Annotated in this window: 21 protein-coding genes; 15 read left to right on the top strand and 6 right to left on the bottom strand. The window is 63.8% G+C overall.

Annotated features, from left to right (window positions below):
* Window positions 1–45: 45 nt before the first annotated feature.
* From BM269_RS16755 to BM269_RS16730, 6 genes are all read left to right on the top strand, one after another.
* Entirely contained in the window at window positions 46–693 is a 648-nt protein-coding gene (locus BM269_RS16755) for a PepSY-associated TM helix domain-containing protein (protein ID WP_090439093.1), read from the top strand.
* Between the two features lie 10 nt (window positions 694–703).
* Window positions 704–1,219 (top strand): DUF2271 domain-containing protein, encoded by a 516-nt coding sequence (locus BM269_RS16750; RefSeq protein ID WP_090439091.1) that lies wholly within the window; start codon window positions 704–706, stop codon window positions 1,217–1,219.
* A gap of 9 nt (window positions 1,220–1,228) precedes the next feature.
* Entirely contained in the window at window positions 1,229–2,056 is an 828-nt protein-coding gene (locus BM269_RS16745) for a DUF4198 domain-containing protein (RefSeq protein ID WP_090439088.1), read from the top strand.
* A gap of 4 nt (window positions 2,057–2,060) precedes the next feature.
* Window positions 2,061–3,101: an FAD:protein FMN transferase gene (locus tag BM269_RS16740; RefSeq protein WP_090439085.1), complete on the top strand. Its 1,041-nt coding sequence runs from the start codon at window positions 2,061–2,063 to the stop codon at window positions 3,099–3,101.
* Window positions 3,098–4,465, top strand: a complete 1,368-nt coding sequence (locus BM269_RS16735; RefSeq protein WP_090439082.1) for a sulfite reductase subunit alpha — start codon at window positions 3,098–3,100, stop codon at window positions 4,463–4,465. The genes BM269_RS16740 and BM269_RS16735 overlap by 4 nt, the downstream gene beginning before the upstream one ends.
* A gap of 340 nt (window positions 4,466–4,805) precedes the next feature.
* Window positions 4,806–7,574 (top strand): TonB-dependent receptor, encoded by a 2,769-nt coding sequence (locus BM269_RS16730; RefSeq protein WP_090439079.1) that lies wholly within the window; start codon window positions 4,806–4,808, stop codon window positions 7,572–7,574.
* Between the two features lie 131 nt (window positions 7,575–7,705).
* Here BM269_RS16730 and BM269_RS16725 read toward each other — a convergent pair whose 3' ends face one another.
* The 6 genes from BM269_RS16725 to BM269_RS16700 all read right to left on the bottom strand — a co-directional run bounded on the left by BM269_RS16725 (window position 7,706) and on the right by BM269_RS16700 (window position 11,824).
* The gene (locus BM269_RS16725) at window positions 7,706–8,941 is read right to left on the bottom strand and encodes a DUF2325 domain-containing protein (RefSeq protein WP_090439076.1); all 1,236 of its coding nucleotides are present in this window, start codon (window positions 8,939–8,941) and stop codon (window positions 7,706–7,708) included.
* A gap of 8 nt (window positions 8,942–8,949) precedes the next feature.
* The gene (locus BM269_RS16720) at window positions 8,950–9,279 is read right to left on the bottom strand and encodes a hypothetical protein (protein WP_090439073.1); all 330 of its coding nucleotides are present in this window, start codon (window positions 9,277–9,279) and stop codon (window positions 8,950–8,952) included.
* Between the two features lie 73 nt (window positions 9,280–9,352).
* Window positions 9,353–9,556, bottom strand: a complete 204-nt coding sequence (hemP, locus tag BM269_RS29470) for a hemin uptake protein HemP (RefSeq protein ID WP_170860400.1) — start codon at window positions 9,554–9,556, stop codon at window positions 9,353–9,355.
* A 129-nt stretch (window positions 9,557–9,685) separates the two neighbouring features.
* A complete protein-coding gene (locus BM269_RS16710; RefSeq protein ID WP_090439071.1) occupies window positions 9,686–10,498 on the bottom strand; it encodes a Crp/Fnr family transcriptional regulator in 813 nt (270 codons plus the stop codon).
* A gap of 136 nt (window positions 10,499–10,634) precedes the next feature.
* Window positions 10,635–11,279, bottom strand: a complete 645-nt coding sequence (locus BM269_RS16705) for a response regulator (protein ID WP_057259666.1) — start codon at window positions 11,277–11,279, stop codon at window positions 10,635–10,637.
* Window positions 11,280–11,356: 77 nt separating this feature from the next.
* Window positions 11,357–11,824, bottom strand: coding sequence for a universal stress protein (locus BM269_RS16700; protein ID WP_090439068.1), 468 nt, complete (start codon window positions 11,822–11,824; stop codon window positions 11,357–11,359).
* A 333-nt stretch (window positions 11,825–12,157) separates the two neighbouring features.
* Here BM269_RS16700 and BM269_RS16695 point away from each other — a divergent pair, with 333 nt between their 5' ends.
* The 9 genes from BM269_RS16695 (at window position 12,158) to truA (ending at window position 23,576) form a co-directional block, all read left to right on the top strand.
* Complete coding sequence (locus BM269_RS16695; protein ID WP_090439065.1) at window positions 12,158–12,988, top strand: protein phosphatase CheZ; 831 nt, start codon at window positions 12,158–12,160, stop codon at window positions 12,986–12,988.
* The gene (locus BM269_RS16690) at window positions 12,988–14,856 is read left to right on the top strand and encodes a chemotaxis protein CheA (protein WP_090439062.1); all 1,869 of its coding nucleotides are present in this window, start codon (window positions 12,988–12,990) and stop codon (window positions 14,854–14,856) included. Before BM269_RS16695 ends, BM269_RS16690 begins: the two co-directional genes overlap by 1 nt.
* A 180-nt stretch (window positions 14,857–15,036) precedes the next feature.
* On the top strand, window positions 15,037–16,440 hold the full coding sequence (gene leuC, locus BM269_RS16685; protein ID WP_090439508.1) for a 3-isopropylmalate dehydratase large subunit: 1,404 nt from the start codon (window positions 15,037–15,039) through the stop codon (window positions 16,438–16,440).
* A 23-nt stretch (window positions 16,441–16,463) separates the two neighbouring features.
* Window positions 16,464–16,592 carry an entericidin A/B family lipoprotein gene (locus BM269_RS16680; protein ID WP_090439059.1) on the top strand — a complete coding sequence of 43 codons (129 nt, stop codon included), beginning with the start codon at window positions 16,464–16,466 and terminating at the stop codon, window positions 16,590–16,592.
* Between the two features lie 50 nt (window positions 16,593–16,642).
* Complete coding sequence (gene leuD / locus BM269_RS16675; RefSeq protein WP_090439056.1) at window positions 16,643–17,290, top strand: 3-isopropylmalate dehydratase small subunit; 648 nt, start codon at window positions 16,643–16,645, stop codon at window positions 17,288–17,290.
* Window positions 17,291–17,305: 15 nt separating this feature from the next.
* Window positions 17,306–18,373 carry a 3-isopropylmalate dehydrogenase gene (leuB, locus tag BM269_RS16670; protein WP_090439052.1) on the top strand — a complete coding sequence of 356 codons (1,068 nt, stop codon included), beginning with the start codon at window positions 17,306–17,308 and terminating at the stop codon, window positions 18,371–18,373.
* Between the two features lie 26 nt (window positions 18,374–18,399).
* Window positions 18,400–19,527, top strand: coding sequence for an aspartate-semialdehyde dehydrogenase (asd, locus tag BM269_RS16665; RefSeq protein WP_090439049.1), 1,128 nt, complete (start codon window positions 18,400–18,402; stop codon window positions 19,525–19,527).
* Window positions 19,528–19,777: 250 nt separating this feature from the next.
* On the top strand, window positions 19,778–22,714 hold the full coding sequence (locus BM269_RS16660; RefSeq protein WP_090439046.1) for a motility hub landmark protein FimV: 2,937 nt from the start codon (window positions 19,778–19,780) through the stop codon (window positions 22,712–22,714).
* A gap of 58 nt (window positions 22,715–22,772) precedes the next feature.
* Window positions 22,773–23,576: a tRNA pseudouridine(38-40) synthase TruA gene (gene truA, locus BM269_RS16655; RefSeq protein WP_090439042.1), complete on the top strand. Its 804-nt coding sequence runs from the start codon at window positions 22,773–22,775 to the stop codon at window positions 23,574–23,576.
* Window positions 23,577–23,578 lie beyond the last annotated feature (2 nt).

Below are 23,578 nucleotides of genomic sequence, written 5' to 3'. Positions count from 1 at the left end.
CCCTCTGCATTATCATCATGAAATTCACTTATCGAGAGCAATCACTTGAGCAGTCCCGAAATTGAGGCAAAGCGCCAGGCGGAACGCGCCGTTTGGCTGAAGCTCCTGCACGAATGGCATTGGGTCAGTTCGGCCATGTGCCTGCTCGGCATGTTCCTGTTCGCGATTACCGGCATCACCCTGAACCACGCCGGCCAGATCGAGGCCAAGCCGTCCGTGGTGCGCCAGCAGGCCAGGGCGCCGGCGGCCCTGGTGGGCGAATTGCACGCCTTCGCCGAACAGCACGATGGCGAAAAAGCGCCGCTGCCGGAAGCGGGCGAGCGCTGGCTGCGCGAGACCTGGTCGGTCAAGGCCGGCGGGCGCGACGCCGAGTGGTCGGTCGACGAGGTCTACCTGCCGCTGCCCAAGGCCGGCGGTGACGCCTGGGTGCGCATCGGCCTGGAAGACGGCGCGGCGGAATTCGAGAACACCGACCGCGGCTGGATCTCCTGGCTGAATGACGTGCACAAGGGCCGCAATACCGGCGCGGCCTGGAATTGGTTCATCGATATTTTTGCGGCAGCCTGCCTGGTGTTCTGCATCACCGGTTTGCTGATCCTGAAATTCCACGCGGCCAAGCGGCCGTTCACCTGGCCGATGGTGGGCTTGGGTGTCGTTATTCCATGTGTTATCGCTTTGCTCTACATTCATTAAGGACTTTTGTATGAAACTTCGTTATTCCATCGCCGTCGGCTTGCCGCTGGTGAGCGCGTCCGCGATGGCGGCCGACCTGACGCTGAAATTCGACATCCCGCAACTGAACGTGGCCGAATACCATCGCCCCTACGTGGCGGCCTGGCTGGAGAATGCGGACCAGAAGGTGGTGACCAACCTGGCGGTGCTGTACGACGTGAAGAAGAAGGACAACGCCGGTACCAAATGGCTGAAGGACATGCGCCAGTGGTGGCGCAAGGCCGGCCGCGACGTGGCGATGCCGATGGATGGCGTGAGCGGCGCCACCCGCGCCCCGGGCGAAGTTTCGCTGAGCTTCCCGGTCGCCAAAGAAGCCTTGAACAAGCTGCCGGCCGGCAATTACCAGCTGGTGCTGGAAGCGGCGCGCGAAGCGGGCGGCCGCGAGCTGGTGAAAGTGCCGGTGGCATGGCCACCGAAATCGGCGCAGTCCTTCTCTGCCAAGGGCAAGGAAGAACTGGGCGACGTGACCGTGCAAGTCAAACCATAAGGATCTGCCATGAAGTTGAGCAAAACCCTGATCGCGCTGGCACTGGCCGGCGCTGCCTTCAGCGCCCAGGCGCACAAGCCGTGGCTGCTGCCTTCGTCTTCGCTGGTCGATGCCAAGGAGCCTTGGGTGACCGTGGACGCGGCCATTTCGGAAGGCCTGTTCGATATCGACCACCAGCCGCTGAAGCTCGATGCGATTGCCATCACCGGCCCGGATGGCGCCAAGGTCGACATGCTGAACGCCCTGACGGGCCGCCTGCGTTCGACCTTCGATGTGAAGATGGCCAAGCCGGGCACCTACAAGATCGCGCTGGTGAGCCAGTCGGTGATGGCAAGCTGGAAGGTCAATGGCGAGGCGAAGCGCTGGCGCGGTTCCGAGGCGGAGCTGGCGGCCAACGTGCCGGCCAATGCGGAAGAACTGAACGTGTCGCGCACCGCCAGCCGCCTGGAGACCTTCGTCAGCGCCAACAAGACCGACGAAGCGGTGTTCAAGCCGACCGGCGTTGGCCTGGAACTGGTGCCGCTGACGCACCCGAACGATATGCGTGCTGGCGAGGACGCGAAGTGGAAGTTCCTGCTGGACGGCAAACCGGCCGCCAACCAGGCCTTCAGCCTGATTCCGGGCGGCGTGCGCTATCGCGGCACGCTGGGCGAGATCCGCATGTCGACCGATGCCAAGGGCGAGATCAGCTTCAAGATTCCCGAGGCGGGCATGTACCTGGTCTCCAGCAGCTGGCCGGCGGCCGCCGCGCCGCAAGCGGGCCAGCCGCCGGGCCCACGCCAGATGCCGCCACGCCGCGTGACGTACGCGGCGACGGTGGAAGTACTGCCGCAGTAAGCAGGTGCGCCGGGTACTGCTGCCGCCAACCATCTCCGCCGAGCCAGCGCCGGCGGGGGCCGGCATCGTCGATTTCGGCGGCGCCAGCATGGGCACCACATGGTCGGCACGCGTCGCGTTGGCGCCCGGTGCGATGGCCGCCGGCGCGCCGCTGCGGGCGGCCAGCCTGCAGGCCGGCTTGCAGGAGCAGCTGGACCGGGTGGTGGCGCAGATGAGCCATTGGGAGCCGGCCTCGGACCTGGGCCGCTTCAACCGCGCCGGCGCCTGTACCTGGCATGCCTTGCCGGCCGATTTTTTCGAGGTCCTGCATTACGCGCTCGAGGTGGCGCGCGAGACGGGCGGCGCCTGCGATCCCTGTGCCGGCGTGCTGGTCAACCTGTGGGGCTTCGGCCCGACCGGCCGGCATGATGAAGCCGGCTTTGTGGCGCCTGCCGCGCGCGATGTGGCGACCGTGCGCGCCGGCATGGCGGGGCGCGTGGTGGCACTGGATATCCCACGCCGGCGCGCCTTCCAGCCCGGCGGCGTACAGCTCGACCTGTCGGCCGTGGCCAAGGGCTTCAGCGTGGACAAGCTGGCGCAATACCTGGAAGGGCAGGGTTGCCGGCATTACCTGGTCGAAGTCGGAGGCGAGCTGCGCGGCGCGGGCTTCAAGCCCGATGGCCAACCCTGGTGGGTGGCGCTGGAAGAACCGCTGGCGCCAGCCGCTGCCGGCACGGGCGAAATCGCGGTCGCGCTGCACGGGCTGGCTGTCGCCACCTCCGGCGACTACCGCAAATATTTCATGCAGGACGCCACGCGGCGCCCGCACACCATCGATCCTCGCAGCGGCATGCCGGTCGCTAACGCGCTGGCATCGGTCACGGTGGTGCACGAACGCGCCATGGCGGCCGACGCCTGGTCGACCGCGCTGACGGTGCTGGGTCCGGAGCAGGGGCTGGCGCTGGCCGAACGCAAGCGCCTGGCCGCGCGCTTCCTGCGGCGCGAAGGGAATGGACTGCGCGAAATCCTTAGCAGCCGTTTTCAGAAAATGCTTGAAGAAGAATGATCCTCACGAATGACCCGACCCGCCTTGGCCTGACGGCCGCCATGATCGCCGGCTATGGCGTGGTATGCCTGCTGCCCTGGCTGCGTGCAAGGCGTGCCCGTGCCGCGGCGCAGGCCGCGCGCGCCGCGGCCGGCGATTCGCCCTGGCTGGTGGCCTACGCCAGCCAGACCGGCAATGCCGAACTGCTTGCGCGCCAGACCAGCGAAACGCTGCGTGTGGCCGGCATCGCCAACCACCTGTGCGAGTTTGACCAACTTGATGCAGCCACGCTGCAAGCGGCCGAACGCGTCCTGTTCCTGGCTTCGACTTACGGCGAAGGCGACCCGCCCGATGCGGCAGCGCGTTTTGCGCAGCGCCTGATGGCGCGCAGCGACCTGGCGCTGGACCGTTTGCATTACGCCGTGCTGGCGCTGGGCGACAGCGCCTACGCCAGCTTTTGCGGCTTCGGCCGCACCCTTGATGCCTGGCTGGCGGCGCGCGGCGCGCAAGCGCTGTTTCCGCGCGTTGAAGTCGACCGCAGCGCGCCGCCAGCCATCGCGGCCTGGCGCCGGCAACTGAGCCACCTGGCCGGCACCAGCGACGCGCCGGACTGGGACGCGCCGGCGTTCGCCGAGTGGCGCCTGGCCGCGCGGCGCCAGCTCAATCCCGGCAGCGCCGGGGCGCCGATCTACCACCTCGAGCTGGAGCCGATGGCTGGCATGGCCCTGCCGGACTGGCAATCGGGCGACCTGGTGCAGGTGGCGGCCCCGGCCGATCCGGAGCGGCCGCGCGAGTATTCGATCGCCTCGATCCCGGCCGATGGGCGGGTGCACCTGCTGGTACGCCTGCACCGCCACGGCGACGGCAGCCACGGCCTGGCCTCCGGTTGGCTCACGCAGCAGGCCGCCGAGGGCGCGGTGCTGCGCCTGCGCCTGCGCGCACACCGCCGCTTCCGCCTGGAGGAAAATGCCGCGCGCCCCCTGATCCTGATCGGCAACGGCAGCGGCATCGCCGGCCTGCGCGGCCACCTGAAGGCGCGCGCCGCCGCCGGCCAGCCGCGCAACTGGCTGCTGTTCGGCGAACGCGATCCGGCACATGACGCGTTCTACCGCGACGAACTGGAAGCCTGGCAGCGCGCAGGCATGCTGCCGCGCCTGGACCTGGCATGGTCGCGCGGCCCGGATGGCAAGCAATATGTGCAGGATCTGCTGTTGCGCCACGCTGAAACCCTGCGCGCGTGGCTAGGCGAGGGTGCGGCCATCTATGTGTGCGGTAGCCTGGAAGGCATGGCGGCCGGTGTCGACCGGACACTGAGAGAACTCTTCACTCAAGAGGAAATGGCGGAACTGTCGGGTTCGGGCCGGTATCGGCGTGATGTCTATTGATTTTCCTACAGTCAAGTATTGATACACTTCCATCAAGACTGAATACAATTTATTACAAGCATATCTTTGATGTGATTAGCAAGTTCTGGTCGGTATAAACAGATGTGTAATGAATAAGTCTGTTGCAATGTTGCTCAAAAACGACAAATGCTCAGTTTTTTGGCAAATTTAATTCCGATTCTTTCACCATCTTGCGAATTTTCCATGTAACTTTCAGAAATGTAATAGCAGGGCATTAAATTGCTTGTTTGCTCCCCCCATAATCCGCGGTCGGTGAGCAAAATGCAAAAAAGAAACTTTGCTCATTCGAACGTTTTCAGAAACCCGAAGGAGTAAAGAAATGGCATTCCAAGAAAAGATCGGTGCGCGTTCCGTGCGCCTGGCGATGTCCGCCCTGGCCCTGATCGCCGCAGGCAACGCAGCCGCGCAAGAAGCGCCAATGCAGCGCGTTGAAATCACCGGTTCCGCGATCAAGCGTATCGCCGTCGAAGGCGCACTGCCGGTGCAGCGCCTGTCCGCCGAGACGATCAAGAAAACCGGTGCCAACACCGTTGCCGAACTGATCCAGGCCCTGCCAGCAATGCAAGGCTTCACCGTCGAAGCCACCGCTGCCGGCTCCAACTCTGGTGGCCGCGTATCCGCTTCCATCCACGACATCGGTGAAAGCTACACCCTGGTGCTGCTGAACGGCCGCCGCATTGCCCCGCAAAACGACGGCTCGACCGTCAACCTGAACGCCATCCCGATGAGCGCGATCGAGCGCGTTGAGATCCTGACCGACGGCGCATCCGCACTGTACGGTTCCGACGCGATCGCCGGCGTGATCAACTTCATCATGAAGAAGAACTTCAATGGCGTGAACCTGGAAGCCAACTTCTCCCAGCCGTTCGATAGCAGCTCCGGCCGCCAGACCGATGCGTCGATCACCTTCGGCAACAACGACCTGCTGGGCGGCCGCCTGGCCCTGATGGGTACCTACCGCCACGACGAGCGTACCCAGCTGCGCGCCACCGAGCGTGACTTCGCCAAGACTTCGTTCGTTCCGTTCAGCTTCAACGGCAACAACTACGTCATGGATCGCACCAGCACTTCCGCCGTGCCGGGCAACGTCACCGTTGACTTCAACGACAAGACCAACACCACCTTCAACCCATATCTGCTGAAGAATGGCAAGTGCGCGCCAATGAACGTGGTGGTGCCAACCAACCAGCAGACTTGCGGCTTCGACTCCGGCTCGACCGTTGAAATCGTCCCGCAAAGCAAGCGCGACACCTTCTTCGGTAACGCCACCTTCAAGCTGACCGACAACGTCAACCTGTTCGCTGAAACCGTGATTGGCCGCTTCGACCTGACCGCACGTATCGCGCCGAACGCCATGCCGATTTCGGTGCCAGTCAATTCGGCGTTCTACACCAACTACGTTCAGCCATACCTGACCCCAGCCCAGCAAGCCAACCTGGCGGTGACCAAGCCAGGCGTCTCGCCAGTGAACGCGACCTACCGCAGCTTCGACTGGGGCACCCGCGACAGCCAGACCGTGACCGACACCCAGCACTTCGTGACCGGTCTGGAAGGCGACGTCGGCGCGTGGAACTTCAGCAGCGGCCTGACCTGGTCGCGCAACAAGTACGAAGAGCGCTATGTTGGTGGCTACCAGCTGAACAAAGAGTTCCGCAGCATGATTGCCAACGGTTCGTTCGATCCGTTCGCACCACTGGGCGCGGTAAGCCCTGCAACCCGTCAGTTGATCGATGGCTCGACCTTCCGCGGCGCAATCCGCAATGCATCGACCACCATGACCGGTATTGATGGCCGCGCATCGCGCGAGCTGTTCGACCTGGGCCTGGGCGGCGGTGCCACCTCGATCGCACTGGGTGGTGACCTCCGTCGCTACCACTACGAGCAGACCCCGAGCGACGCTGCCAAGAATGGCATGGTCTACAACCTGAGCAGCCCTGCGACTTACGACATGACGCGCAAGACTTACGGCCTGTTCACCGAGTTGCTGGTACCAGTGGTGAAGTCCTTTGAAGTAACCGGCGCCGTCCGTTACGACGCGTACACCGCCATCGACAATGGCGTCACCGGTGCCGAGATGGGCAAGAAGGAATCGGCTGTTACCTACAAGCTGAGCACCCGTTGGCAGCCAAACTCCATCACGGTGGTGCGCGCCTCTTACGGTACCGGCTTCAAGGCACCTGATATGCTGAACATCGGCCAGCCGCTGGTACCAGCCGGCGTGACCGCTTCCAAGTATGCTTGCCCGAACGTGCAAGGCAACAGCGCCCTGTGCAAGCCGGGTGCGCTGGAGCAATACCCGGTTATGTCGGGTGGCAACGTGAACCTGAAACCAGAGAAATCGAAGCAGTTCACCATCGGTTTCCGTGTCGAACCAGCTAACTGGTTCTCCGCTGGTGCCGACCTGTGGGACGTGAAGATTCGCGACGCGGTTTCGTCGGTTTCCGAGCAACTGGCATTTGCCAACGGTGGCAACGACTACCCGCAGCTGTTCACCACCTTCACCGAACCTGGCAGCGGCAAGACGTTCTACGCCTTCCAGCGCCTGTCGATCAACATCGGCAAGACCCACAACCAAGGTATCGACTGGGACATGACCGGTCGCCACAACTTCAGCTTCGGCCGCTTCTCGTCGACGCTGGCTGGCACCTACCTGATCAAGTCTGACTACACCAAGCCAGGCACCGACGACCAGTGGACCAACAGCATGAACTTCTTCGGCATCAATAATGCCGTGTCGTTCCGCAACGTTGTACGTTGGACCAACACCCTGGAAACCGGCGCGTTCAGCAACTCGATCATCGCCAACTATCGCAACGGCTACACCGATGCCAAGACCACCGTGTGGAACCTGGGTAGCAACGCCTCCGAAGACGTACGCATTCACGTGCCGTCGCACCTGACCTTCGACTGGCAAGGCAAGTGGGCTGTCAACAAGCAGCTGAACCTGCGCGCCGGTATCAAGAACCTGGCCGACCGCAACCCACCACTGTCCCTGCGTAACTCCTCGGGCCACCAAGTTGGCTTCGACCCACGCTACGCTGACCCGATGGGCCGCACCTTCTACCTGACCGGCGCCTACGCTTTCTAAGCTAGCACCGTCATGGCAAAACGCCCCAAGCGCGCAAGCGCCGGGGCGTTTCTTTTTGAAAGTCGGGGTCAGCTCTGGCAACAGGACATTTTGCTAGCAAAATGTCCTGTTGCCAGAGCTGACCCCGACTTTTATTGTGGTTCCAACGCGCGTTGCAGGGTGGTGACGCTGGGGTTGTCGACGAAGATGCAGCGTTTCTGGTGGCGCTTGCAGAAGTCTTTCACGCGCCAGTAGGCGCTGTGGCTGATGCAGGCGGTCTGGCAGATCACCAGGTCGGCTGCGGCCATGCTGGTTTCGAGGCGGGCGACGTTGTCTTCCAGGCCGCCGTCGTGGTGCAGGAATTCGGCACCGGCTTCTTCGATCACGCTGCGGTAGCCGGCGACGTTGCCGGCGCGCCCGCCCACGCACAGCACGCGTTCGGCCAGCAGGCCGTGCAGCGTGATGCGTTGCGCCATGGTGCCCGCACGGGCAGCCGGCCCGCCCGTTGCGGCGGTGGCGGCTGCCGGCATGGCGGGCGATGGTTGCGCCGTGGCTGCGGCCAGGGCGGCGCGGGCGTCGCTGAGCTGGCGCTCCAGCGCGCTGGCTTCGGCGCGGGCGGCGGCGGCTTCGCTGCGCAGCTGGTGCACGCGCCGCTCGCTGTCGGCCAACTGGCGTGCCAGGCGTTCGCGCGTGGCGAGGCCGGGGATGGTGGCGTGTAATTCTTCCAGCTGCTGGCGCTGCGAGGCGAGCACGCTGTCGCGTCCCACCAGTTGCGCGCGCAACTGCATCAGCGCGGCGGCATGGGCTTCCTGTTCGGCGTGGCGTTCGGTTTGCCAGGCGGCGCTGCGCTGCTGCTGGCGCGCCAGTTCGCGTTCCAGCGTGGCGTTGGCTTGCTCGAGTGCCTGCAGGCGGCCGATGTCGGCGCGCGTGGCGGCACCGGCCTGGTGCTGGATCATGTGCAGGTCGCGGCACATGCGCTCCTGCAGTTCGAGCGTGCAGTGCGGGTGGCTCAGGCCGGCCCAGAAGGGTCCTGGCACGTCGCCGCTGGCGACGGCGGCTTGCCACAGCGCTTGCAGTGCCGTGGCGTCGCGGGCGGGGCGGAAGCGCTGGATCACCACGGCGTAGCGGCGTTCCAGCTCCTTTTGCACCGCTTCCGACAGGCGGTTGCGGCTGCCGCATTCGCTGACGGCGCCGACGTGCACTTCATAATCGTCGGCCAGCACCTTGCCGCCCACCGCCTTGGTGACGATCTTGCGCAGCACGCCAAGCGGCAGGCCGACCCCGACCAGGGGGCAGTGGCAGGTGTGGGGCAGGTCCCAGATGCGGCGGCGGCGCGCCGGTTCGGCAGGCGCGGGTGGGCTGGCAGGGCGATCGTGCTTGTCGCACATGGCCGGCCTCAGGCTGCCAGCGGGGCAGGGCGGGGACGGCCGATCAGGCGCGCCAGGAAGCTGGCGCGTTCCTGCGGAGGACGGGCTTGCTCGACGACGGTGCCCCACTGTTCGCACAGTTGTTGGCAGGTCGCGCGCAGCACGGGCGACAGGTCCGGCAGTACCGACAGCGCTTTCAGGTGGCGTTCGATGACCGATGCCAGCTTGACGCAGCCGCCGTTGTCGGCGGCATTGGCGGTGTAGTGCGACATCAGGTGCAGCACGGCGGACAGCATCAGTTCCGGCTGGCGGGCAGCGGCGCTGTGCGTGAAGATCGGGTCGTTGCGGTCGATAGCCATGATTCACTCCAAAAGTTCAGGGGTGGCTGGCTGCCGTGTGTGACGGCTGGCTGGCGATTGGGGCGGGTAAGCCTCAGGCAGTCAGGATCAGCTTGTTCAACTGCGTGATGCGAAGACGGTAAATGCGGCCGGCATGTTCAATCTCGATTTCGCGCTGGTCTTCCATCAGGCCACTGGTGGTATAGCGGCGCAGCGCTTGGGGCGGGGTCGGCTGCTGCGTGGCCGGGGCGGCAGCAGCCTTGGGTTTGGGGGCGTCGATGGCGGCGGAAGTTTGCATTGTTGTTTTTCCTTAGATAAGAATGATTCGCATTTGCATTATGCGCAGCTCGCGAATGCTTGTCAAATAAATTATCGAAGAAAAAAAGAGGCCCGCCGAAGCGGGCCAAAGCTGGGTGAGTAGTACTCTTTACAAAGTCGCCAGGAGCGGCACGGCAGCTTCGCTGGCGGCGGCTTTGGCGCGCGACGGCAGCTTGCTGCGCGTGCGCGATGGCGGCAGGCGACGCAGCGATTTCAATGCGTCGACGTCTTTGATGCCGATGGTGCGCTGGTCCACGCTGATCAGCCCGATCTCATTGAAGGCTGACAGGGTGCGGCTGACCGTTTCCAGCGTCAATCCGAGGTAGCTGCCGATCTCGTGGCGCGTCATGCGCAAGTTGAACAGCTTGCTCGAATAGCCCATCTGCGCAAACTTTTCCGACAGCGTGACCAGGAAGCGCGCCACCCGCGCCTCCGCGCTCAGGGCACCGAGCATGCCGATCATGGCTTGTTCGCGCACCAGTTCGCGGCTCATCACGCCGTACATCAGGTTCTCCAACTCCACGTGGGTACGGCCCAGCGTGGTCAACTTCTTGAACGGCAACAGGATCAGGTCGCAGTCCGACAGCGCCACCGCCTCCGAGGCGTAGCTCTTGCTGTGGATGCCGTCCACGCCCATCAGGTCGCCCTTCATCGGGAAGGCCAGCACCTGCTCGTTGCCGAACTCGTCAATCAACACCGTTTTCATGAAACCGGAGTTCACCACATACAGCATGTCGAACGGCTGGCCAATCGTATGCACCCGCTGGCCGGTCTTGAACTGCACATGCTGGAACAGCAGCTCTTCGGAACTGAGCGATACCGGCGGCAAGTGCAGCAGTTCGCACACTTCTTTCAGGTTGGACCACAAACGGCCTTGCCGCTGGCGGCCGGCCTCATGGGACACGGGTTGCGTTGAGAGCATGCTGATCTCCTGGTTCCCAAACGGAATGGTTTCAGTATGCCAACGTGAATGGGGGAAAAATATCAGTCGTTGCTGAATATGCCCGTAGGAGGGTAGACGGGCAATGTAGGAATTATCCTAAAATCAACCTTGTCGATCAGGCCTTGAATGGCGTCAGCAGCTTGTGCGCCACTGCGTACTGGACCATTTCCGAGAGCGACGCCATGCCCATCTTTTGCATGATGCGGGTCTTGTGGGTGCTGACGGTTTTCACGCTCAAATGCAGCCCGTTGGCGATTTCGGTGATGGATTTTCCCGACACCAGCAGCGAAAACACCTCGAATTCGCGGTCCGAGAGCTGTTTGTGCAACAGCGTTTCGGCTGGCTGCATGATATTCAAGGCCAGTTGCTCGGCCACTTCGGTGGAGATATAGGGGCGGCCGGAGGCGACCTTGCGGATCGCGCCCACCAGCTGGGTGCCGGCGCTTTCCTTGGTCAGGTAGCCCTGGGCGCCGGCGCGGATGGCGCGCACCGCGTACTGCTCTTCCTCGTGCATGGTGAGGATCAGGATGGCGAGCTTGGGCGATTCGCTGCGGATCTGGCGGATCAGGTCGACGCCGCTGCGCCCCGGCATGGACAGATCGAGCAGCAACAGGTCGAAGCCGCCCTGGCGGATGTGGTTGAGGACTTCGAAGCCGTCGATGGCTTCGCCTACGATGTCGATGTCGGGAGCCCCGTCAAGAATGCGCTTGAGCCCTTCGCGCATGATGGTGTGGTCGTCGGCAATGACAATACGAATCATAGTTCCTCAAAAAGTTAGCAATACTTCTCTTCACACTCCGGCCCGGCAGGCCGGAGCGCGTGGTAACGCCAGGCTATTCAGGCCGGGCGCGGGTCTTTGATCAGGCGGTGCACCAGCACCGGGATCTTGGTATGCGACAGCACTTTGTTGGTCACGCTGCCCAGCAGCAGGTGACCCCAGCCGCTGCGGCCATGCGAACCGATGAAGATCAGGTCGCAGCCGTATTGGCTGGCGACGTCGACGATCTTCAGTGCCGCGCTCTCGGCGAAGGCGGTCATGCCTTCGGCCCGCACGCCTTTTTGCGCGCAGGACGCAAGGATAGACTGAACATGCTCGTTGCCGGCGCGCTGCATTGCCGCCCGGTACTCTTCCTCGCTGGGATAGCTGGGCGGGATGATCTCCACGTAAATCGGGTACTGGTAGTCCGGCGCCACGAACAGGGCCAGCACTTCCGCGCCAAGCTGCTGGGCGAAATCGACCCCGGCGCAGGCGGTCTTGCTGGAAACGGCCGAGCCGTCCGTCGTAATCAGGATTTTCCGATACATATCTCAGCCTCCTTTAACTATTAAAAGAGCCAGTTCCTGCCTTCATTGTAGCCCTGTTTATCAGTATTGTTCTGCTGTAAAGAGTTGATAATTATCAAGAAACTGTCACGCGGGCATCGCAGATGGCGCAAATTCCCGTCATTTCAGGGGCTTGCAGTGCGTATTTCACACGATCCGCAAATACAACAGTACACTTGGGGGGCGATTCGGCTTCACCTAAGAGATTGAACTGAGTGGGGTGCCCCTGTTACACTCGCGTGAGTGCCTTGTTTATTGCCGAGCGTCAAATTTGACACTTTTTGGCAGCTTGAAAATTATGGAGAAGCAGGAATTATGACCGACGCCGCTGATGATTTCGATGCATTATTTGAGGAAGTATCTGCGCAACGGGCGAATGCGCCTGCACCTGCTCCAGCGCCGGCCGCTGCGGCATCCGAGTCCGGCGATTCCGATGACCTGGAGAGTCTGTTCGAGTCGGTAGCCGCGTCGAGCCAGGCGCCGGCCCCAGCCCCAGCCCCGGCCCCGGCCACGGCCCCGGGCGACGCGCCTGCCGAGGGCGGCGAGCATGCCGAGGGCATGTTCGAGCGCCTGGGCGGGATTGTGCGCCTGCTGCACGACTCGCTGCGCGAGCTGGGTTACGACAAGGCGCTGACCGAAGCGTCGACCCAGATCGTGGATGCGCAAGACCGCCTCGAATACGTCGCGTCGCTGACCGAGCAGGCTGCCAACAAGGTCTTGAATACCCTGGACGACGGCATGCCGGCGCAGGAAGTGTTGTCCAAGCAAGCCAAGGACATGGAAGAGCGCTGGGCGGACCTGTTCGCAGGCAAGCTCAGCATTGACGATTTCAAGGCCCTGGCGGGCGACTCGCGCGCCTTCGCCACCAAGGTAGCGCAAGCAACGGAAGCGGAAAAAGCCCGCCTGCTGGAAATCATGATGGCCCAGGACTTCCAGGACATCACCGGCCAGCTGATCAAGAAGGTGGTGGCCATCACCAAGAAGGTCGAAACCGAATTGGCGCAACTGTTGAAAGACAATGCGCCGGCTGAGGTGCGCGAGAAGATTGCGCAAAAAGAGGTGTCGCTGATGTCGGGTCCGTCCGTTCCATCGGAAGCCCTGAATCAGGACAGCGTCGATGACCTGCTTGCCGACCTGGGGTTCTAATGGACGATATGCTCAAGGAGTTCGTTGTCGAGGCCATGGATTTGGCCGTCAACGTCGAAGAGCACTTGCTGCGCCTCGAACGTGACCCCGACAACAAGGAAACGCTGAACGCAGTTTTCCGCTCGTTCCACACCATCAAGGGTGGCGCGGGCTTCATGAACCTGGGCGCCATGGTCTCGGCCTGCCACCTGACCGAGAACCTGTTCGATGCCCTGCGCACCGGCGCCGCGCCGGTCACCCCGCTGTCGATCGAAGCGGCGCTGCAGGCGTCCGGCTTCGTGGCCGACCAGTTGTCCGAATTGAATAACGGCACCGCGCCCGACGCGCTGGCGCCGATGCCGGCCGACCTGGAAGCCATCCTGAAGGAAGCCATCGAAGGCAAGACCACCTCCAGCAAGCCGGCCGCCAAGCCGGCGCCTGCCGCGCCGGCGCCCGCTGCGGCACCGGCCGCTGCTGCGCCTGCGCCATCCAGCGCCGCGCCGTCGGCCGCTGGCCTGGACTGGGAGGGCATGTACGAAGCCGTGGTGCCGCCTGGGACCTATGCGCGCCCTGCCGTGGATGCGCGCGCCGAAGGCGTGGCTGCCGCCCATGTGGCGGCAGAAGGCACGCCGGCAGCGGTGCATGCTCCCGCGCCCGAAGCGAAAGAGCGTCCGGCCGCGGAAGCCAAGCCGTCCTCCGCGCCGGCCAAGGAAGAATCGATCCGTATCGACGCCGTCAAGCTCGATGCGCTGCTGGAGGTGGCCGGCGAATCGGTGCAGGCCGCCAACCAGGCCGCCGTGCTGCTGGAGCGCCTGCAGCAATTCAAGTTCGAAGGCCAGGCCGCGTCGCTGATGTCGGCCCTGACCGAAACCCTGGAGCGCGCCTCGCGTTACTCCACCGAGCTGCAGCGCGCCACCCTGGCGACGCGCATGCAGCCGGTCGGCCGCCTGTTCCAGAAGTTCCCGCGCCTGGTGCGCGAACTGGCGAAAGACCTGGGCAAGGAAGTCGAACTGACCATCGAGGGCGCGGAAACCGAAGTCGACCGCGTGGTGGTGGACAGCCTGTACGACCCGCTGGTGCACATGCTGCGCAACGCGTTGGACCACGGCGTGGAAGGCCCGGAAGCGCGCATGGCGATCGGCAAGCCGCCGAAAGCCTACATCTCCCTGAAGGCGTGGCAGGAGGCCAACTCCGTCATGATCGTGCTGCAGGACGACGGCAAGGGCATGGACCCGGCGGCGCTGAAACGCAAGGCGGGCGAGAAAGGCCTGATCTCGCCCAGCGCCAACCTGACCGACGACGAGTGCTACCAGCTGGTGTTCCTGCCGGGCTTCTCGACCAAGGAAGTGGCGTCCTCCGTGTCCGGCCGCGGCGTCGGCATGGACGTGGTGAAGACTGCCGTGGAGAAGAACCGCGGTGCGATCCACATCGAATCGCAACTGGGCAAGGGCACCAAGTTCGCCATCCGCTTGCCGATCGAGCTGTCGATCGTGCCGACCATGCTGGTGTCCACCTCGGGTGCGCTGCTGGCGCTGCCGATGGCGGTGGTCGAGCGCGTGGTCGAGTTGCCGGAAGTGTTCATGGAAGTGGGCGGCGCGCCGGTCCTGAAGGACCAGGGCCGTCCGCTGCCGGTGCGTTCGCTGGCCGATGCGCTGGGTTACGAGCCGTGCTCGGAGCGCGTGGGCATCGTGGTGAACTCGCCGCAGCCTTACATCCTGGCCGTTTCGGCGGTGGACGGCACGGCCGACCTGGTGATCAAGCCGATGACCGCGTTGTCGGTGGACGGCATTACCGGCACCGCACGTTCCGCCGAGGGCGACCTGGTCCTAGTAGTCGGCCTATCGTTCCTGATGGACGGTTGCAGGGGAAGTGTAAGGATGGCGGCTTAAAGCCTCCTCCAAAAAATACAGAAAACACCAGCCTGCAGCCTCCCACAAAGGGGCTGCAGGCTTTTTTTATTCGGCGCCATACGCCAAAAACTACGCGAAATTGCTCACGAGGCGGAAAACGGCTAGGTTTTGCATTGCACAAAATATGGCATAATCAAACGGATCACGACATCAGGCAGCATCATGAAAACGCTTTACGACAAACTCTGGGAATCCCACGTAGTACGCACCGAGGAAGACGGCACCGCCCTCCTGTACATCGACCGCCACCTGGTACACGAAGTGACCAGCCCGCAGGCATTCGACGGCCTGCGCAGCGCCGGCCGCCAGCCATGGCGCCTGTCGGCCAACCTGGCCGTGGCCGACCATAACGTTCCGACCACGGACCGTTCGCACGGCATCGCGGACCCGACTTCGCGTCTGCAGGTGGAAACCCTGGACCAGAACACCAAGTCGGTCGGCATGACCTACTTCAACATGAACGACAAGCGCCAGGGCATCGTGCACGTGATCGGCCCGGAGCAGGGCGCGACCCTGCCCGGCATGACCGTGGTGTGCGGCGACTCGCATACGTCAACCCACGGCGCGTTCGGCGCGCTGGCGCACGGCATCGGCACCTCGGAAGTGGAGCACGTGCTGGCGACCCAGACCCTGTTGGCCAAGAAATCCAAGGCCATGCTGGTGCAGGTGGACGGCGTGCTGCCGGCCGGCGTGACCGCCAAGGACATCGTGCTGGCCGTGATCGGCAGGATCGGCACCGCCGGCGGCACCGGCTACGCGATCGAGTTCGCCGGTTCGGCGATCCGCTCGCTGTCGATGGAAGGGCGCATGACGGTCTGCAATATGGCGATCGAAGCGGGCGCCCGCGCCGGCATGATCGCGGTGGACGACACCACCATCAACTACGTCAAGGGCCGCCCGTATTCGCCGGCGGGCCCGCAGTGGGAGCAGGCCGTGGGCTATTGGCGCACCCTGCATTCCGATCCGGGCGCCAGGTTCGACTTCGTCGTCACGCTGGACGCGGCGCAGATCCAGCCCCAAGTCACCTGGGGCACTTCGCCCGAGCAGGTCACTTCGATCGACGGCCGCGTACCCGACCCGGACCAGGAGAAAGACCCGGTCAAGCGCGACGCCATGGAAAAAGCCCTGGTGTACATGAACCTGGCGCCGAACACCCGCATCGAGGACATCCGCATCGACAAGGTGTTCATCGGTTCCTGCACCAACTCGCGCATCGAAGACTTGCGCGCCGCCGCTGCCGTGGTGCGCGGCAAGCAGCGCGCTTCGAACGTGAAGCTGGCAATGGTGGTGCCGGGTTCCGGCCTGGTGAAAGAGCAGGCCGAGCGCGAGGGATTGGATGCGATCTTCAAGGCCGCCGGTTTTGAGTGGCGCGAGCCGGGCTGCTCGATGTGCCTGGCCATGAACGCCGACCGCCTCGATCCGGGCGAGCGCTGCGCCTCGACTTCCAACCGTAATTTCGAAGGCCGTCAAGGCCAGGGCGGACGCACCCACCTGGTGTCTCCCGCCATGGCGGCGGCAGCCGGTATCGCCGGCCATTTTGTGGATGTTCGATCCATCCGCTAACCACTATCTGCCAGAGACACATCATGAAAAAGCTATTTGCCATCGCCATCGCTATCGCCGCATTTGCCCTGACCGGTTGCAATACCGTCGCAGGCTTCGGCAAGGATGTCCAGAAAGTCGGCCAGAAAATGGAAGGCGCCGGCAGTAAATAACCGCTGACCGGCGGACCGCGACGGTCCGCCGTCGCCACCCGTTGAGAATCATGGAAAAATTTACCGTCTATGAAGGTTTAGTCGCACCGCTTGACCGCGCCAACGTCGATACCGACGCGATCATTCCGAAACAATTCCTGAAGTCCATCCACCGTACCGGCTTCGGCCCCAACCTGTTTGACGAGTGGCGCTACCTGGACCACGGCGAACCGGGCATGGACAACAGCCAGCGCCCGCTGAATCCGGACTTCGTGCTGAACCAGCCGCGCTACCAGGGCGCCTCGATTCTGCTGACGCGCAAGAATTTCGGCTGCGGCTCGTCGCGCGAACACGCGCCGTGGGCGCTCGACCAGTACGGCTTCCGCGCCGTGCTGGCGCCAAGCTTTGCGGACATCTTCTTCAACAACTGCTTCAAGAACGGCCTGCTGCCGGTCGTCCTCACTGAAGCGCAGATCGATCATCTGTTCAACGAAGTCAAGGCCTTCCCGGGTTACCGCCTGGTGGTGGACCTTGAACAGCAGCGCGTCGGCACCAGCAACGGCTCCGTCTCCTATCCCTTCGAGATCGACGCCTTCCGCAAATACTGCCTGATGAATGGTCTCGACGATATCGGCTTGACCCTGCGCCATGCCGACCAGATCAAAGCGTTCGAAGAGCGCCGCCTCGCCAACCAGCCATGGCTGGCCAACGTCATTTAACAGATAGATCGAATAATGAAAATTGCAATCCTGCCGGGCGATGGCATCGGCCCGGAAATCGTCAGCCAGGCCGTCAAGGTCCTGAACGCGCTCGGCGAAACATTTGAGATGGAAACCGCGCCGGTCGGCGGCGCCGGATACGAGGCCAAGGGCCATCCGCTGCCGGAAGAAACCCTGGCGCTGGCCAAGGCGGCCGACGCCGTGCTGTTCGGCGCAGTGGGCGACTGGAAGTACGACACGCTGGAGCGTCCGCTGCGCCCGGAGCAGGCCATCCTCGGCCTGCGCAAGAACCTGGGCCTGTTCGGCAACCTGCGTCCGGCCATCCTGTACCCCGAACTGGCCGGCGCCTCGACGCTGAAGCCGGAAGTGGTATCGGGCCTGGACATCCTGATCGTGCGCGAACTGACCGGCGACATCTACTTCGGCCAGCCGCGCGGCGTGCGCGAATGCCCCGATGGTCCGTTCAAGGGCCAGCGCGAAGGCTTCGACACCATGCGCTATGCGGAAGGCGAGATCCGCCGCATCGCCCACGTAGCATTCCAGGCGGCGCAAAAGCGCGGCAAGCGCCTGACTTCCGTCGACAAGGCCAACGTGCTGGAAACCTTCCAGTTCTGGAAGGACATCGTGACCGACGTACACCGGGAATACCCGGACGTGGCGCTGGACCATATGTACGTCGACAACGCCGCCATGCAACTGGTGCGCGCCCCCAAGAAGTTCGACGTGATCGTGACCGGCAATATGTTCGGCGACATCCTGTCCGACGCCGCGGCCATGCTGACCGGCTCGATCGGCATGCTGCCTTCCGCTTCGCTGGATGCCAACAACAAGGGCTTGTACGAACCCTCGCACGGCTCGGCTCCGGACATCGCGGGCAAGGGCATTGCCAATCCGCTGGCCACGATCCTGTCGGCCGCCATGATGCTGCGCTATTCGCTGAACCGCGCGGAGCAGGCCGACCGTATCGAAAGCGCGGTCAAGAAGGTCCTGGCACAGGGCCTGCGCACGCCGGACATCTACCAGGAAGGCACCACCAAGGTGGGCACCGCCCAGATGGGCGACGCAGTCGTCGCGGCACTTTAAAGAATTCACTCCCAAAGGAAAGCAAAATGAAACTCGTAGGTCTTGTTGGTTGGCGCGGCATGGTCGGTTCGGTCCTGATGCAGCGCATGCAGGAAGAGGGCGATTTCGCCCATATCGAGCCGGTATTCTTCTCCACTTCGAACACCGGCGGCGCTGCGCCGAAGATGGCGAAGAACGAGACCACCCTGAAAGACGCCACCAACATCGACGAACTGAAACGCTGCGAGATCATCATCTCCTGCCAGGGCGGCGACTACACCACCGATGTGTTCCCGAAGCTGCGCGCCGCCGGCTGGAACGGCTACTGGATCGACGCCGCGTCGACCCTGCGCATGGACAAGGACGCGGTGATCGTGCTCGATCCGGTCAACCTGAACGTGATCAAGGACGCCATGTCCAAGGGCGTGAAAAACTTCATCGGCGGTAACTGCACCGTGTCCTGCATGCTGATGGGGCTGGGCGGCCTGTTCAAGCAAGACCTGGTGGAGTGGATGACGTCCATGACCTACCAGGCGGCGTCGGGCGGCGGCGCGCAGCACATGCGCGAGCTGCTGACCCAGTACGGCACCATCAACGCCTCGGTCAAGCACCTGCTGGACAACCCAGCGTCCGCCATCCTGGAAATCGACAAGCAGGTGCTGGCCACCCAGCACGGCCTGGCGCCGGAGGAGACCAAGCAGTTCGGCGTGCCGCTGGGCGGCAACCTGATTCCCTGGATCGACAAGGACCTGGGCAACGGCCAGTCGAAGGAAGAGTGGAAGGGCGGCGCCGAGACCAACAAGATCCTGGGCCGCGGCGCAGGTTTCGAGCTGTCGCCGATCCACGTCGACGGCCTGTGCGTGCGCATCGGCGCCATGCGCTGCCACAGCCAGGCGCTGACCATCAAGCTGCGCAAGGACGTGCCGCTGGATGAGATCAACGACATCATCGCCAAGGACAACCAGTGGGTGAAGTTCGTGCCGAACACGCGCGAAGCGTCGGTCAAGGAACTGACCCCGGCCGCGGTCACCGGCAGCCTGGCGATCCCGGTCGGCCGCGTGCGCAAGATGGCGATGGGCGGCGACTACCTGTCGGCCTTCACCGTGGGCGACCAGCTGCTGTGGGGCGCGGCCGAGCCGCTGCGCCGCATGCTGCGCATCGTGCTGGATAAATAAATTGTTATTGATCAGATAATGACTGCTGAATAATAAACAAGTTAAGAAGTATTTTCTAAAAGCCGGATTTCAAAGGGAATTCGGCTTTTTTCTTTGAATCAAAGAATATTTTCGGCATGAACGAAACAGAATACTGGCGCGAAGGGGGCGATTAGTGGGAGAATGCTTGCATGCTTCTAAGCATGATGTTATGTTGAGACCTCTGGAAAAGTAACTTTCTTTCCACGTTAACCATTTTTCGCCGCTCACTATGCCCGTACAAAAACCTTCCAAGGTCGCTTCGTTCGCGTTGAAGACACTGACCGCTGCCCTGTTCAGCGGTGCCGTGCTCGCACCTATTTCCGTCAACGCAGCAGGCCTTGGCAAGCTCACTGTGCTCTCCTCGCTGGGACAGCCGCTGCGCGCCGAAATCGAATTGACTGCCGTAACCCCTGAAGAAGCATCCGAACTGGTGGCCAAACTGGCCTCGCCGGATGCCTTCCGTGCCGCCAATATCGACTTCAATTCGGCATTGCTCAGCCTGCGTTTCGAGGTCGAAGCCCGTGGCTCGCGCCAATTTATCCGCATTACTTCGTCCCAGCCGATCAACGAGCCTTTCGTTGACATGCTGCTGGAATTGACCTGGACCAATGGACGCCTGGTACGCGAGTACACCTTCCTGCTCGATCCGGCCGACCTGCGCACCACCAATTCGGCGAAAGTAGCCGCGTCGCGCAATACGCGTCCTGCCGCCACGTCGACGCCGGCTGCCGCTCCTGCCGCTGCGGCGCCGGCTGCCGCGCCTGCCGCGGCACCATCGGCACCTGCCGAGCCGTCGCGTGCACCGGCGGCGCAAGCCGCACCGCGCGCCGCTGCTGGCGCGCATGACGGCGCCGACAGCTATCAAGTCAAGAAGGGCGATACGCTGGGCCGCATCGCCGGCCGCCTGAAGCCGGCCGACGTGTCGCTGGACATGATGCTGGTGGCCCTGTACCGCGCCAATCCGGACGCGTTCAACGGCGCCAACATGAACCGCCTGAAGTCCGGCACCATCCTGACCGTGCCGGATGCCGGCACCGTCAAGGGCACCGGCCAGGGCGAAGCCCATGGCGTGGTGGTGGCCCATGCTGCCGACTTCAACGCCTACCGTTCCAAGCTGGCAGGCCAGGTGGCTGCGGCGACCCCGTCCAAGGAAGCCGAATCCCAGCAAAGCCAGACCGGCAAGATCACCGCCCAAGTCAAGGAACGCCCGACTGCGGTCACCGAATCGAAAGACCAGCTGAAACTGTCCAAGGCAGGCGAAGCTTCCAGCAAGCCAGGCAAGACCGGCACCGTGGAAGACAAGATCGCCAAGGATCGCCAGATGGCCGACGCCAGCAACCGGGTCAAGGAGCTGGAAAAGAACGTCAACAGCCTTGAAAAGCTGATGGAAGTGAAGAACAAGGCCGGCGCCTCGGCGCAAGCCAAGGCTGGCGCTTCGGCCCCTGCTGCAGCTGCGGCGGCACCGGCCGCCAGCCCGGTCGTCAAGCTGTCCGAGCCGGCGGCTGCGCCGGCGCCGGCAGCAGCGCCGGCACCGGCCGCCGCACCGGTTGCAGCGCCTGCCGCGACCGAGCCGGTGGTCGCCGCGCCAGCGCCGGTGGCGCCGGACGCCGCGGCACCAGTGGAAGCTGCGCCGGAAAAGCCAAGCAAGCCAAAGCGCACCGTGGTGACGCCGCCGCCGAAAGTCGAGCCGGGCCTGGTCGACATGATCATGGAAAACATCAAGCTGATCGGCGCCGGCGTGGCTGCGCTGCTCGGCCTGGCCGCCCTGCTGGTGGTGCGCCGCCGCAAGGCTGCCGAAGAGATGGCGATGATGAATACGGAAGCGGCCAGCGTGCTGGGCGATCCTGGCACCACCGCGCATTCCCTGTTCGCCGAAACCGGCGGCCAGAGCGTGGATACCAGCAACAGCGTGTTCAACTCCAACTTCGCGCCATCGGCCAGCCAGCTCGACACCAATGAAGTCGATCCGGTCGCGGAAGCCGATGTGTACATTGCTTACGGCCGTGATGCCCAGGCAGAGGAAATCCTGAAGGAAGCACTGCGGGTTCATCCTGAACGCCACCCAGTGCGCCTGAAGCTGCTGGAAATCTACGCCGGCCGCAAAGACGCGCGTTCCTTCGAAACCCAGGCCAGCGAGCTGTATTCGATGACCAAGGGCCAGGGCGACGAGTGGGCGCAAGCCGCTGCGCTGGGCGTCGGCATCGATCCGGACAATCCGCTGTACGTCAGCGCTGCGCAAGCCAAAGCCGCTGGCGGTGCGGGTACTGCCGCTGCCGCCGGTGCCGCCCCTTTCGTAGCCAGCGAGTCGAATGAGCTCAACGACTTCGCTGCGATGTTTGCTGAGCCCGCTGCTCCGGCGCATGCTGCTGCCGATGGCCTGGACCTGGACCTGAGCCAGGAAGCCGCGCCGGCCGCTGCCAGCGTGATGGACTTTGACCTGGACCGCGACGCAGGCGCGCTGCCGTCCCTGGCCGAAGAATCCAAGCCAAGCCCGAAAGCTGCCGACAGCAACACCCTGGACTTCGACCTCGGTGGCCTGAGCTTCGACGAGCCTGCCCCGGCTGCGCCGATGGTCGCGGAAGCGGCGCCGGCACCGGTACCGGCTGCGGAAGAAGTGCAAGACCTGTCCTTCGACCTGGGCCTGGCGTCGCCGGCCGCCAAGGTGGAAACCCTGGAAGCTGCCCCGGCGCCTGACGCGATGGCCGGTATCGGCATGGACTTCAACCTGGACCTGCCAAGCGAATCCAAGCCGGCCGCACCCGCTGCCGACCCGCTGGCGGACCTGAGCAGCATGGACTTCTCGCTGCCTGCCGCGAGCGCACCAGCCGCGGCGCCGGTGGCAGCCGCGCCGCTGTCGGCGGACGACTTCGCGCTGGACCTGCCGGTAGAGGCGGCACCGGCGGTAGCGGCGGCGCCTGCAGCCGACTTCGACCTGTCCGGCATCGACCTCGACCTGGGCGGTGCCAACCAGGTGGCTGAAGCGCCGAAAAACGAGGACGAGATGTCCGCCCTCCATATGGAGATGGACACCAAGCTGGACCTGGCTGTGGCTTACCAGGAAATCGGCGACAAGGAAGGCGCCCGCGAGCTGCTGGATGAAGTGATCCGCGGCGGCAGCGACGACCAGGTCTCCCGTGCTTCCGCCATGCGCGCGCAACTCGGTTAAACGCTGATTCGCCGTATAATGCCCGGTCACAGATCAATCTGACCGGGCATTTTTTATTTTGAAACGCATTGCATTAGGGGTTCAGTACAACGGCGCCGGCTGGCTTGGCTACCAGGTCCAGCCACACGGCCAGACCGTGCAGAACAAGCTGGAGGAAGCCATCGAGCGCTTCGCCTGCGTCAAGCTGGGCACCACATGTGCCGGCCGCACCGACGCCGGCGTGCACGCGCTGAACCAGGTGGTGCACTTCGACACCGAGCTCGATCGCGCCGAACACGCCTGGGTGCGCGGCATCAATGCCTTCCTGCCCGAATCGATCGGCGTGCGCTGGGCGCGCTACCTGCCTGAGGCGCCGACGCCGGAGCAGCAATTCCACTCCCGTTTCAGCGCCCGTTCCCGTACCTACCACTACCTGCTGTACAACCACCAGGTGCGCTCGCCGCTGCTGGCGGGCCGTGCCGGGTTCACGCACTGGAAGCTTGACGTGGAGCGCATGCGCGAAGCCGTCAAGCCCTTGATCGGCACCCACGACTTCACGGCGTTCCGCGCCGCCATGTGCCAGGCCAAGACGCCGGTCAAGGAAATGCAGATGATCGAGATCGAGCGCCACGGCGACATGATCCTGTTGACGCTGCGCGCCAACGCCTTCCTGCACCATATGGTGCGCAACCTGGTCGGCTCCCTGGTTTACGTCGGCCAGGGCCGCGAAAACACCGACTGGCTGGGCCAGCTGCTGGCAGGGAAGGACCGCACCAAGGCGGCGCCGACCTTCATGCCGGACGGCCTGTACCTGTCCAAAATCGCCTACGACGCACAATGGGGCTTGCCGCAAGAGGAGCCCAGCATCCTGCCTGCTTTCTAAGG

Origin of the sequence: Duganella sp. CF458 (assembly GCF_900113115.1) — a bacterium.
In the GTDB taxonomy this organism is placed as follows: domain Bacteria; phylum Pseudomonadota; class Gammaproteobacteria; order Burkholderiales; family Burkholderiaceae_D; genus Rugamonas.
The sequence above is the reverse complement of the archived record's forward strand: the minus strand, read 5'-3'. Positions and strand labels throughout refer to the sequence as shown.